Raw genomic sequence first — 12,881 nt, 5'->3', positions numbered from 1 at the left:
GTCAGAGCCAATAGACAACGCGTCGACGGTATCTGGAAAACAAAATTGCGGAGCCGACGAGAGTCAAGGCCGACCATCCCAGGATGCCCAGCCAGCTGTGCGCAGCAGCAACTCCGCCCATCAGCGGCGTGCGCAGCAGATCGAGCATCTGGGCAAACGGGTTCCACAGGATGTACTTGGCGCGGTCCGGCAGACTCTCGGGCAGCCAGAACACGGGTGTCAGGAACATCAGCATCTGCATGACGCTGCTCACGATCTGGGTGACGTCGCGGAAGCGGGTGCAGATGAGCCCAAGCAGTAATCCGAGTGCATGTGCATTGACGATTGCAATGGCCATCGCAGGAATGACCAGCATGGCAGACCACGAAAGAGAGATGCCCGCCCAGAGCGCAACCGGGATGTACAGGACGATCTGATGCGCAAATTGGATCAGGTTGCGCGCGATGCTCCGCCAGACAAATAGGCTGATTGGGAAATAGCCTTGCTTGAGGTAGTTGGAGGACCCCACGAAGGCGTTGCATGACTCCGTGACGACGCTGGAAAAGAAGCCCCAAAAAATGATGCCTAGGGCGAGGTGAGGGAAGAACTTGGAGAGTTCCGTTCCGAACAGCGAGCTGTACAGAGGCCCCATGCCGCCGATCATGGCACCCATGCTCAGCGTGAGCCAGAGCGGGCCCAGCATCGAACGGCGATAGCGCAGCACGATGTCGAACCATGCGAGCGTCCACCAGATGTCGGTGCGGCGGGTACCTTCCCACCAGTCAGCCCATGGGCTGCGGTGCAAGTTGGAATGGATTTGGCTCATACGCGTCCGCAGGTATTTGCCAGGCGGACGATCTCGTTCTTGCCCGGATGTTCCCAATACTGGGCTTCAATAAGCACCAGATACTCGTTGCCGATGTTCGTCAATCGATGTTTCTCTTTCAAATGGGTGTGGCGATATCCGCCGAGGAAGGTCCTGTGCTGGACGTTGCCAATCTGGTCAATACCTCGGCCCCGGACACCGGCCCAGTGCGCTGCGCATTGGTGATGATATTGCAGTGACAGTTCCGCCCTGATTCCATAAATGCCAAGCGGACCGGGGATTCTGCGCCTCCGGGAGAACAACTGACAGGACGCGCATTTTCTTGTTCGAATGTGAAGAAGTGGATAATTTTACCGGCCCTCGTCTTGGAGGGCCCGTAACTATTGGAACCCGCCATTTCATGAGCATCGCTCGCCCCCTTGAGGTCTCCGTTGCTCTGTGCACCCACAACGGCGCTCGTTTCCTGCGCGAACAGGTGCGCAGCATCTGCCTGCAGACCTTGCCGCCGGTGGAGATCGTGCTGTCCGACGACGCATCGACCGACGGTTCGGTGGATGTGGTGCGCGCCGCGGTAGCCGAATGCGCGGCCGAGCGGCCGCAGCACCCTGTGGCGCTGCGCATCTTCGAGAACCGGCCCGCGCTGCGCGTCGTCAAGAACTTCGAGCAGGCGATCGGCGCCTGCACCAGCGAACTGATTGCGCTCAGCGACCAGGACGACGTCTGGCTCCCCGAGCGCCTCGCGCAGATGGTGCCGCATTTCGAGCATGACCCGAAGTTGCTCCTTCTGCATACCGACGCGCGTCTGGTGGACGCCGAGCTGCGCGACATCGGCCATACGCTGTTTCATGCGCTCGAGGTGACTCCGTCCGAGATCGAGCGCATCCACGGCGGCAAGGCTTTCGACGTGTTCCTGCGGCGCAACCTCGTGACAGGCGCGACCACGCTGTTTCGCCGCGCGCTGCTCGAACACGCCATGCCTCTGCCCGTCGAATGGGTGCATGACGAGTGGCTGGGCATCATCGCATCGGCCATCGGGCGAGTCGACCTGCTGGAGCAACCGCTCATCGACTACCGGCAGCACGCGTCGAACCAGATCGGGGCACGGCGCGACACCTTCGAAGCCAAGGTGCGCAAGGCACTGGCTTCCAGGGGCAACACGCACATCGAGCGGGCCATCAAGGCCGAACTGCTCCTTGCACGGCTGCAGAAGATCGGAGGCCGGGTCCCGCCGGAAATTCTCGACAAGGTGCGCAGCAAGATCGAGCACCAGCGCTTCCGCGCAGCCTTGCCCGCGTCCCGGCTCGCCCGTTGCCTGCCCATCCTGCGCGAAGCCATGACCGGCCGCTACGACAAGTTCGGCCGTGGCTTCCGGGGCGTGGTGCGCGACCTCTTCGAATCTGTGTAGGCTTGCGCCCCAAGCGAATCGCGTCACTCCACAAAAACAATGACTCCCACGAATCCCTCACCTGCATCCATCGCCGGCGCGCCAGGCGCGTCACCCAGCGTGGTGGTGATCATCCCGTTCTACAACGGCGCCGATTTCATCGAGCGCTCGGTGCACAGCGTGTTCGAGCAATCGGTGCCTCCAGCCGAGGTGATTGTGGTGAACGACGGCTCGCGGCCGGAGGAGCGCGCGGCGCTCGACGGGCTTGCGAAGCGCTATCCCTTCCGCATCCTGGACAAGGAAAACGGCGGGCAGGGCTCCGCACGCAATGCCGGAGTCGCAGCGTCCACCTCCGACTTCATCTGCTTCCTGGACCAGGATGACTTCTACCTGCCCAACCACATTGAAACGTTGGCGTCTTCGATCCCGCAGGACGACCGGCTGTTGGGTTTTGTCTATGCCGACCTGTACGAAGCCGACGCCGATGGAAACGTGATCCGGACCGGGGTTGTGAAGGAGCATGCGACGCATCCCAAGCGAAACATCAACGACCTGCTGCGGCACGACATGTTCGTGCTGCCCTCGGCCACGTTGATCAGTCGCAAGGCCTTCGAGGCGGTGGGTGGATTCGACTCGCAGTTCATGGGCTTCGAGGATGACGACCTCTTCCTGCGCGTGTTCCGCAAAGGCTACAGCAATTACTTTGTCGACAAGGCCGTGACGGTGTGGTGCATTCATACGGCAAGCACCTCGTTCGGCATTCGCATGATCCGCAGCCGCTTCAAGTACTTCAAGAAGCTGGTGCAGATGTTCCCCGACGAGCACCAGCGCGGGCGCTATTACTTCCGCGACTGCCTCGTGCCCCGGTTTCAGCCGTACTTCGTCAACCACGCGATCGAGTCGATCAAGAACGACGACCAGTATCGCGAGGAAATGACCGCGATCCTCTTCGAGTACGGCGCGATGGTTTTGGCCAACCCCTATGTCGGCCGCAAGAAAAAGCTCCGCTTGCGGGCTACGCTGTTTTTGCTGAAGCACAGTTCGCCCGGCATGGTGCGCCTGGTTGGGGCGATCACGCGGCTGCCGGGCGTGCGCAGCCTGCGGAAGCTCTATTCCTGAGTTCTAGCGCCCCGTGACCGGCACGGTTGCGGGTGTTTGCTGCTGCTTCTGCGTGCTCATCGCCACGTCGATGTACGTTGCGAACTTGCGCACGTACTCGGCCCGCAAGTGCCCTGCGTCCTTGTAGATGGGCGTGGCGTCGGCGTCCGCCCGGGTGCACTGGGTGCCCTTGCAAAGCGTCGGAATCGGGTCGATCACGATGGCGCCGCTTCGGATCGCGATCTGGCGCATGCGTTCGTGAAGGGCCCTTTGTGCTGAAACCCATTCCGTCGTGGGTGACATCGGCGCCACGCTCATGTTGCCGAGCCGCCCTCCCTTCACGAATTCTTCCGGCCCATACCCTTCCCCCACCGGGTTGTCCAGCACCAGATAAACCTGCTTGTGCTTGGCAAGGTTCGTCATCACCGCCTCGAGCATGTTGAGCGCAAAGTCCGCGCCGCCGCCGCCCATGAAGCGGCGCTTGGTCTTGCCGTCGAAGTAGTAGTAGCGGTCGGCCTCGGCGTTCGCGGCATTGGGCTTGCCGGTTTCCGAGAAGTAGCAGTTCCAGCAGCCGCCGAACACCACCGCGTCGAACTTGTCGCTGATGGCCAGGCGCATGGCGCCGTCGCGGCGCTCGCCGCACAGGTTGTTCTTTTCGTCGACCACGTTGGGAATGGGCGGGCAGGCGCCCCAGGTGGCGAAAGAGAGCGAATCGAGGGTGTCGGGCGCGATCTTGCTCAGTTCGACGGCGCGCGGGCCATATTGCTCGATGTGGCTGTCGCCGAAGAGGAGCACCCGGCGCTTGCCGTGGCCGATCTGCTGCAGCACCTCGCCATCGACCTTGATGGGGCTCAGCCCGTCCGGGTAGCCCCAGTCCTTGGCGGCGGCGGCCGTCTTGTTGAAGTAGGGGTCGCTGTGCCGTCCCACGTAGTAGCGCGTGGCCGCCAGCGTGCCCAGCACCACGAAGCCCACCATCAGGGCCACCAGCACCGAGATGACGGTGCTGTTCTCGCTGCGGCGCGTGCCGCGCTCGACGAAACGGTAGGTCAGCCAGGCCAGCACGAAGGCGGCCAGCAGCATCAGCGCGCGCAGGCCGTTGGACGGCACGTCGCCCTCGACGATGCGCGCGTAGACCAGCAGCGGCCAGTGCCAGAGATACAGCGGATAGCTGATCAGGCCGACCCATACCATGGGCTTCGAGGCGAGCACGTAGCGGTTGAGCACGCCCGTAGGCCCGGCCGCGATGCAGTAGAACGCGCCCAGCGTCGGCAGGATGGCCCAAAAACCCGGAAACGCCTTGCCGCCGCGGATGTAGGCGAGGCCCAGGCCGATCAGCACCAGCCCGGCAATCGACTGCGCATGGCGGCCCCAGCCCGGCTTGGGCAGGGGACGGTGCAGCCGCATGTACGCCAGCATGCCGCCGATCATCAGCTCCCAGAAGCGCGACAGCGGTGAATAGAACGCCGCCGTGCGGTGGCTGTGGATGGTCGTGACGTTGAGCAGGAACGACATGGCCGCCACCGTGCCCACCACCGCGAGCACGCGCCACTTGCGCTTCCACGCCAGGCCCAGCAGCACGGGCCAGAAGATGTAGAACTGCTCCTCGATGGCCAGCGACCACAGGTGCAGCAGCGGCTTGGTCTCGGCCGCGTTGTCGAAGTAGCCGGCCTCGCTCCAGAAGGCGAAGTTCGAGACGAAACCGGCGCCCGCGGCCACGTGCTTGCCGAGCTGCTCCCACTCGTGCGGCAGCAGCGCATACCAGCCGAAGGCAAAGGTCGCCGCCAGCACCAGCACCAGCGCCGGAAAGATGCGCTTCACGCGGCGGGCGTAGAACTCGCGGTAGCTGAATCCGTCGCCCTCGAAGCTGCCCAGGATGATCGTGGTGATCAGGAAGCCCGAGATGACGAAGAAGATGTCGACCCCGATGAAGCCGCCCTTGATCCACTGCGGAAACGCGTGGTAGCCGAGCACGGAAAGCACGGCGACGGCGCGCAGGCCGTCGATGTCGGGTCGGTACTTGGGATGGAGCAGGTGGGCGTGTTCCTGCGGGGCTGTCGGGCTGCTCGTGGTCGTCATCGTCGTGGTTGGGAGGGGACGGCGCCTGCGGTCTCTGCTGGCTTCCCGGCCCCGGATTGTCTGCGCAAACGCGGGAGCGCTTTTTTTCAGGTCCTGCGGGAGCGGGCCCGCAGGTAGCGCCAGAACGCGCCCGAGGTCCACACCTTGAGCAGGCTGGTCACGTGCCAGTAGAGGTGCTTCCTGCTGCTGCGGCTGGCGCGCTGGGCCTCGTGGCGCGCGAGCAGGTCTTCCCCCACCTGCAGCTTCCAGCCGGCCAGCCGGGTCCGGGCGCAGATGTCGAAGTCTTCGCCGTACATGAAGAAGCGCTCGTCGAAGCCCCCGATCTGGCGGTAGGCCTGGCTGCGGAACAGCATGAACAGGCCCGGAATCCAGTCCGGCACCGCCGGGCGCACATACCCCGGCTTGCGCCGCGTGAGGATCTCGAGCGGCGTGATGATGGCGCGGTGCTGCTCGGGGGTGCTGCGGCCGGGTTCGAGGATGCGCGGCGTCAGCAGGCCGGCGTCGGGCGCGGCCTGGGCCAGCAGCGGCGCCAGCACGTCGCCGTCGAGGCGGATGTCGGGGTTGAGCACCAGGAACCAGGGCGTGTCGCAGTGCCCGAAGGCCTGGTTGTGGTTGGCGCCAAAGCCCTTGGGGCTGGCGTTTTCGATCCGCTCGACCGCAAACCCCCAGTCCAGGCCGGCCAGCACGTCGGGTTCGGGGATGTTCAGCGTGAGCACCACCTTGGCGGTCGAACTGCGGCAGAAACGGTCCAGCTGCTCGAGCAGCGGGCGCACCAGCGCGAGCTGGCCGTGGCTGACGATCGAAATGGTGATCGGGGGGAAAGAAGGGGAAGGGGGCGCTGGCATGGTCTAATTTCGCTCGGGAATTCTAGGGTTCCCCAACACCCACACATGATTGCTCTGATCGTCATCAGTTTCTTCGTCTCCGCCTTCGGGGTCCAGGTGTTCATGCGCCGCGCGCGCAGGCACGCCCGGCTCTATGGCGCCGACATGCCCCAGCGCTTCCACAAGGGCCACGTGCCGCGGCTCGGGGGGGCGGGCATCCTGCTCGGCATGGGCGTGGCCTGGATGGCCTCCGGCATCACCGGCACCGACCCGTTCAACGTGTCCTGGCCGCTCAAGACCTCGATGCTCACGCTGCTGTGCATCGCGCCAGCGGTCCTCGGCGGCATCGTCGAAGACGTGACGCAGAACGTCAAGGTGCGCTGGCGGCTGGCGCTCACCATCGGCTCCGCGCTGCTCGCGTGCTGGGTGCTGGGCCTTGGCCTGTCGCGCACCGGCATCGAGGCGGTCGACGGCTGGCTGGCCCTGGTGCCGTACGGCGCCGTGCTGTTCGCGGCGCTGGCCATCGGCGGGCTGCCCCATGCCTTCAACATCATCGACGGCTACAACGGGCTGGCCGGCACGGTGGCGGTGCTGGTGTGCCTTGCCATCTCGCACGTGGCGCTGCAGGTGGGGGACCGCCAGCTCGCGGCCATGATGGTCTGCCTGGTGGGCGCCACCATCGGCTTCCTGATCTGGAACTATCCGCGCGGCAAGATCTTTGCCGGCGACGGCGGCGCCTACGTGTGGGGCATGGTGATTGCCCTGGCGTGTGTGACGCTGGTCCAGCGGCACCGCGTCGTCTCGCCGTGGTTCCCGATGCTGCTGCTGATCTACCCGGTCTGGGAGACGCTGTTCTCCATCTACCGCAAGCTCGCGCGCGGCCAGTCGCCCGGCACCGCCGACGCACTGCACTTCCACCAGCTGATCTTTCGGCGCATCGTGCGCGTGGCGTTCGCGGACGACGAGGCGCGCCAATTGCTCGCCCGCAACAACCGGACCTCGCCCTACCTCTGGATGTTCGCCGCGCTCTCGGTGGTGCCGGCGGTGCTGTTCTGGAACAACACCATCGTGCTGATGCTGTTCTGCCTGCTGTTTGTCACGACCTATGTGGGCGCCTACCTGATGATCGTGCGATTCAAGGTGCCGCGCTGGCTGCGCCCGTGACGGCATCCTTGCTGCAAGAATTCTCTCTTTCCATCGTTCCCACCGTTTTGGAGCCCGCCCGCCCATGACCGATCCCGTCCTCAACATTCCCCCGCGCGACAAGGCCGAGATCCTGGCCCAGGCGCTGCCGTACATCCGCAAGTTCCACGGCAAGACCATCGTCATCAAGTACGGCGGCAATGCCATGACCGATCCGGCCCTGCAGGCCGACTTCGCGGAAGACGTGGTGCTGCTCAAGCTGGTCGGCATGAACCCGGTGGTGGTGCATGGCGGCGGCCCGCAGATCGAGGCGGCGCTCAACCGCCTGGGCAAGAAGGGCAGCTTCATCCAGGGCATGCGCGTGACCGACGCCGAGACCATGGAGGTGGTCGAATGGGTGCTGGCCGGCGAGGTGCAGCAGGACATCGTGGGCCTGATCAACCAGGCCGGCGGCAAGGCCGTGGGCCTGACCGGGCGCGACGGCGGCATGATCCGCGCGCAGAAGCTCAAGATGGCAGACCGCGCCGATCCCAACCTGCACCACGACGTGGGCCAGGTGGGCGACATCGTCTCCATCGACCCCAGCGTGGTCAAGGCGCTGCAGGACGACGCCTTCATTCCCGTGGTCAGCCCGATCGGCTTCGGCGAGGAGAACGAGAGCTACAACATCAACGCCGACGTGGTGGCCGGCAAGCTCGCCACCGTGCTCAAGGCCGAGAAGCTCATGCTGCTGACCAACACGCCCGGCGTGCTCGACAAGGACGGCAATCTGCTCACCAACCTGAGCGCGCGCGAGATCGACGACCTGTTTGCCGACGGCACCATCTCGGGCGGCATGCTGCCCAAGATCGAGGGCGCGCTCGATGCGGCCAAGAGCGGCGTGAACGCGGTGCACATCATCGACGGCCGCGTGCCGCACGCGATGCTGCTGGAGATCTTGACCGACCAGGCCTACGGCACGATGATCCGCGCCCGCTGAGGCCTCAGCAGCCTCAGCAGCCTCAGCAGCCTCAGCAGCCTCAGCAGCCTCAGCAGCCTCAGCAGCCTCAGCAGCCTCAGCAGCCGCTGGCGCCCACTCGGGCCCCCGGGGGTTTCCGGCCCAGGAACTCGAAGCCCGCGGCGCCGACCTCCTGCACCGACTGCGGCAGCTTCTCGAAATCGGTCCACAGCGGCGTGTCGCGCAGCGACGGATCGCGCCACAGGTCCACGAGCTCGCCCGCGGAGGACTCCCGGAAGCGCTCCGCGGCTTCGTCGGACACGTTGGCGCGCAGCGCCTGCTCGCACTCCGACGCGAGCCAGCTGACGGAGTGATTCGGCGCGAAATTCTCCGACACCCGCACGCGCTCGGCCTCGAACTCGCGGAACCACTGCTCCAGCCCGTAGCGCGTGCAGTTGAAGAAGTGCCAGGGCCGCTCGTGCAGCGGCTGCATGAAGGCGGTGCGAACCAGGATGCGGCCGCCGGGCTTGAGCACCCGAAGCAGTTCCGCCGCCACCTTCTGCGGTTCGCGGTAGTGCTCGAAGGCGTTCATGACGATCACGGCGTCGAAGACCGCGTCGTCGAACGGCAGCACGTGGGCATCGGCGACCACGTCGGTGTGCCTGAACAGGCAGTATTCGACCTCGACCACGTTCTCGATCTTTTCCTGCGAGCCTCCGCCGCTGAGATTCAGCACCCACCCCTTGGTGCTCTTCGCGAGCTTCAGGGCTTCGGGCGGCAGCGGGTTGCTGACGTGCTCGGCGGGCTTGAGCTCGGGCTCGCCGATGTCCTCGCAAAGGACCGGGCGGCCCTGGACGACGGGCCAGCGCCGCCAGCCGTCCACGGTCACCAGCGCGCCGCTTGCCGCGTCGGCCGTCAGCTTGAGGCCGGTCTTGGGACAGCGAAGAATCGGCAGCAGCGCCTGGAGCCGCGACTTCGCGCCGCCGTCGCTCAGCGCCACCTGCAGCGCTGGCGCCTTGCGCGCGAGCCGCTCGTCGATCAGCGACACCCAGGGATGCTGGGCCTTGAAGTTCTCGATCAGCCGCTGGTAATTCTGCGGGACCGTCGTCTCGGCCTTGATCATCGAACCCGCATGCACGCGGTAGTCCGCAAGCGTTTGCTCTTCCCAGAAGCCGCGCTGGCCCTGCTCCGCGAGCCGGCACCAGAAGTCGTAGTCCTCCCAGCCGTGGCGAACGTGGTTGTAGCCGCCGACGATCGCCCACGCCTCCTTCGAGACCAGCGCCATCGCGTCGATGTAGTTGCCGGCCACGAAGCGTTGCGGCTCGTAGGAGGCTTCGCCGAGCAGCGCGCTGGAGGCGCCGAAGTGCTGGATGGTCGGGTAGGCGAAGGCCACGCGCTCGGCGCGAATGGCGCGGCGCAGCTCTTCGCAGCATTTCGGGCGCAGCCGGTTGTCGGCATCCAGCGGCAGCACATAGGGGCTGTCCGCGAGGTGGAAGCCCGCATTGCGCGTGAGGCCCAGGCCGCTGTTGGCCTCATGCCGGGCGACCACCACGCGGTTGAAGCGCCTGGCGTGCTGCCGGGCCCATGCCAGCACGGCGTCCAGCGAGCCGTCGGTCGAACAGTCGTCCACCACCACCAGATCCAATACCGCCAGCGTCTGGGCGCGCACGGATTCCAGCGCCTCGACGATGAACTGCTCGTAGTTGTAGAGCGGAATGACCACCGTGACGTCCGCAAGCGCCACCTCGTCGGCCCGGTGCTCGAACAGCACTTCCAGCGGCATCAGCTGGGGCCGGCGGATCGGCGCCGAGCGAACGCGCGCATCGAGCGCAAAGGCCCGCGCGGCCAGCGCATCGCCTTGCAGCTGGTCGAGCACGCGGCCGAACTGCGTGGCCCGCTGCAGCGGCCCGTACGAGGCCATCGTGCGCAGGAACGCGGCCGAGCCGACACTGGCCCTCAACGCGGGTTCCGAAGCCAGGGTCGATAGATGGTGGTACCAGTCGTCGGCGCTCGCGGCCAGAAAGCCCGACACGCCGTGCTCGATCGCCCGCGTGAACGGGCCTGTCGGCGACGCGATGGTCGGCACGTCGACCAGCGCGGCCTCGAAGAACTTCAGTTCGCTCTTGGCCTCGCAGAAGGGGTTGCCGAATTCCAGCGGCGCGATGTTGATGTCGAAACGCGCAATTTCGCGCGGCAGTGTCTCCAGGGTCTGGAAGGGTCGCCATTCGATGCGGTGCTCCAGACCGACCATCACCGGGTATTCCTCCACGTCGACTAGGCGCATGCCCGATTCGGTCTGGAAGAGCACCAGCCGGCACAGCTCGTTTTCGCGCAGCACGCGCGCGATCGCTTCGATGGCCAGGCCCAGGTCGCGCTGGTGCGTCCGCGATCCGCCGGCATAGCCGATGCGCACCAGGTTGTCGGTGCGCGTGCTGCGCCACTGCCGTGCGCTGCGCCTGGAGAGCTCGAAGGTCTGGTCGTCGAAGCCGTTGAACAGCACATGGGTGGACTTGCCCGCCCAGCGCATGTGATAGGCCAGCTCCTGGGTGCTGGCAATGCACACGTCGGCCGCGAGCATGGCGCGGCGCACACTGGCGAAGAGCTCGCGCACCGCGGCCTCCGGATGGGCGTTGGAGCGGATGCCGTCGATCACCTTGGTGTCGGCCAGGTCGGGTTCGATCATCAGGTCATCGATGTCGAACGCCACCTTCTTGCCTTGCGCATGCATCAGCCCGATGGCTTTTTCGAGCACCGGGCTCCACTGGGTGCGCCAGAGAATCATCACGTCGTGCCGTGACGTCAGTTCGAGCCGCGCCTCCAGCTCTTCCTGCCGGACCCATTCCGCCGGCACGCCGTTCATCCGCGCCGCCTCGATGTAGCGCGCGACGCGGTACAGATGGCCGGGCGTATCCGCCTCGCCGGAAACATAGAAGATCGAGAACACCCGGCTGGGCAACGCAGGAATGGGCGGCGGCTCGGTGTCGTCGCCGCCGAGCAGGCCGGCGCGCCGGCCCTCTCGCGCGCCGACCAGCGTGTAGTGAATCAGCGGATTGAAGCCCGCGGCGTCCCCGTGGCGCGCGGCATATTCGGTGCCCGAGAACCACGGGCCGGGCTGGCGCCCTTCGGCTGCGCCGTGGGTGACGTAGTGCTCCGCGGGGTCCGTGCCGGCCGATGCGACGTCGGGGTAGGTCTTCAGGTACCACTCGCGGTCGAAGTAGGGCGAGAACCGGACGATCTCCACCGCGCCCAGGTCCACCGGCTTGCCGGCAAGGCGCCGGGCAAGCAGCCGCAGGCGCCTGCGCAACTTGGCCTTCACGCTCAGGGACGGATCGACCCGCAGTCGCGTGAAGCGCTCCATCAGCGATTCGACCCGGTCTTCCTTCCGGTCGGCAAGGTTTTTCCAAGCCAGCGCGGTGCGCTGCTGCAGGCTCCTGGCTTCGCCGGTCTCGTTCAGGTCGTCGCGGGTCTTGTTCAGGTCGGTGGCCAACTGCGCCACGACATTCCGGAGCTCCGCCACGCGCCGGTTCGCCTGCTCGTGGGCGAAGCCGGTTGCACGCGCGGCGGCTTCGGCCTGGGCGGCCTTCGCCTGCGCATCGCTGGTCTGCCGGTTCAGGTCTTCCAGCTGCGCGGCCTTCTCGGCCACCTCGTGGGCCAGGGCGTCCAGCTTGCCTTCGGCGCTGGCGCGGGCCTCGGCCTCGGCCGCGCGGGCGGCCGCCACCTGGGCCAGCTCGGCTTCCACCGGCGCACGCAGGGCATTGGCTTCGTGGATGCGCTGATGCAGTTCGGCCGAGCCGAGCTGTTCGCGCGTGGTCACGAACCAGCGCGTCCCCAGATGAGCGAAGCGCGCTCTGGCGGCATCGGCGCGCTCGGGCTCGAGGTTGCACAGCGCCATGGCGGCGGCCGGCGCGCGGTCTCCCACGGCCAGCACGCCGAGCCCGTGACCGTGCAGGAACTCGAATGAGGGGTAGTGCCGTGCCTGCTCGGCGAAGAAGCGGAAGACGCCGAAATTGCCGCTGCGCACGTTGGTGTCGTGGAACAGCACCACGGCCTTGTCCGACAGCTTGGGAAGCCAGGTCTCGAAGTCATGCTTGACCGCCTCGTAGGTGTGGAAGCCGTCGATGTGCAGCAGATCGATGGAGCCGTCGGCAAAGTACGGCAGGGCGTCGTCGAAGGTGGACTTGAGGAGCTCGGAGAAGGCGCTGAAGTGCTTGTCGTGGAAGTCGCGAAGCTCGTGGTAGACCTGCGCGTCGAAGTGCCCGGCATGCTCGTCTCCGGCCCAGGTGTCCACGGCGTAGCAGCGCGTGGCCGACTTGAGCCGCGCAACGGCCTCGCAGAACGCCGCGTACGAGACGCCGTTGTGCGTGCCCAGCTCCACCAGCAAACCCGGCTTGCAGGCGGCCACGATCCAGAACGCGAACGGCGTGTGAGTCCACCAGGCGCTGGCCTTGCCGAGCAGGTGCGGCGTCCAGAAGAGCGGGTCCAGCACCGGGTGCGTCAGCACGTCGAGCGACCGGTCGACTGTCGGAAGAATGAGGGTGGGTTCTTTCATTTGTATTCCTGCCCGGACGAGTCCGGGCCTCCGCTAGATTCGATTCGATGAAACCGCCGCGCCCG

General features: G+C 66.1%; 9 protein-coding genes. 4 read left to right on the top strand and 5 right to left on the bottom strand.

The features are described 5' to 3' along the window. Nucleotide 1: 1 nt before the first annotated feature. Nucleotides 2-805 carry an ABC transporter permease gene (locus tag L1081_RS16640; RefSeq protein ID WP_489413164.1) on the bottom strand — a complete coding sequence of 268 codons (804 nt, stop codon included), beginning with the start codon at nt 803-805 and terminating at the stop codon, nt 2-4. After that, nucleotides 802-1,107, bottom strand: a complete 306-nt coding sequence (locus tag L1081_RS16635) for a cupin domain-containing protein (RefSeq protein ID WP_489413163.1) — start codon at nt 1,105-1,107, stop codon at nt 802-804. Before L1081_RS16635 ends, L1081_RS16640 begins: the two co-directional genes overlap by 4 nt. 98 nt (nt 1,108-1,205) lie before the next feature. Here L1081_RS16635 and L1081_RS16630 point away from each other — a divergent pair, with 98 nt between their 5' ends. Together L1081_RS16630 and L1081_RS16625 are read left to right on the top strand one after the other, a co-directional pair. Beyond that, entirely contained in the window at nt 1,206-2,210 is a 1,005-nt protein-coding gene (locus tag L1081_RS16630; RefSeq protein WP_489413162.1) for a glycosyltransferase, read from the top strand. Nucleotides 2,211-2,309: 99 nt separating this feature from the next. Beyond that, a complete protein-coding gene (locus L1081_RS16625) occupies nt 2,310-3,308 on the top strand; it encodes a glycosyltransferase (RefSeq protein WP_489413161.1) in 999 nt (332 codons plus the stop codon). A 3-nt stretch (nt 3,309-3,311) separates the two neighbouring features. On the opposite strand, the gene L1081_RS16620 is transcribed toward L1081_RS16625, so the two are convergent. Then, nucleotides 3,312-5,363 (bottom strand): acyltransferase family protein, encoded by a 2,052-nt coding sequence (locus tag L1081_RS16620; RefSeq protein WP_489413160.1) that lies wholly within the window; start codon nt 5,361-5,363, stop codon nt 3,312-3,314. A gap of 86 nt (nt 5,364-5,449) precedes the next feature. Then, nucleotides 5,450-6,208 carry a galactosyltransferase-related protein gene (locus tag L1081_RS16615; RefSeq protein WP_489413159.1) on the bottom strand — a complete coding sequence of 253 codons (759 nt, stop codon included), beginning with the start codon at nt 6,206-6,208 and terminating at the stop codon, nt 5,450-5,452. A 45-nt stretch (nt 6,209-6,253) separates the two neighbouring features. Here L1081_RS16615 and L1081_RS16610 point away from each other — a divergent pair, with 45 nt between their 5' ends. Together L1081_RS16610 and argB are read left to right on the top strand one after the other, a co-directional pair. Beyond that, nucleotides 6,254-7,351 carry a glycosyltransferase family 4 protein gene (locus L1081_RS16610; protein WP_489413158.1) on the top strand — a complete coding sequence of 366 codons (1,098 nt, stop codon included), beginning with the start codon at nt 6,254-6,256 and terminating at the stop codon, nt 7,349-7,351. Nucleotides 7,352-7,415: 64 nt separating this feature from the next. After that, complete coding sequence (gene argB / locus L1081_RS16605) at nt 7,416-8,309, top strand: acetylglutamate kinase (protein WP_012745926.1); 894 nt, start codon at nt 7,416-7,418, stop codon at nt 8,307-8,309. A 76-nt stretch (nt 8,310-8,385) separates the two neighbouring features. Here the strand turns inward: argB and L1081_RS16600 are convergent, their stop codons facing one another. After that, on the bottom strand, nt 8,386-12,816 hold the full coding sequence (locus L1081_RS16600) for a class I SAM-dependent methyltransferase (protein WP_489413157.1): 4,431 nt from the start codon (nt 12,814-12,816) through the stop codon (nt 8,386-8,388). Nucleotides 12,817-12,881: the final 65 nt, after the last annotated feature.

The organism is Variovorax sp. MSC1_012 (genome assembly GCF_023667525.1).
Taxonomy (GTDB): Bacteria; Pseudomonadota; Gammaproteobacteria; order Burkholderiales; family Burkholderiaceae_C; genus Variovorax; species Variovorax beijingensis_B.
The sequence above is the reverse complement of the archived record's forward strand: the minus strand, read 5'-3'. Positions and strand labels throughout refer to the sequence as shown.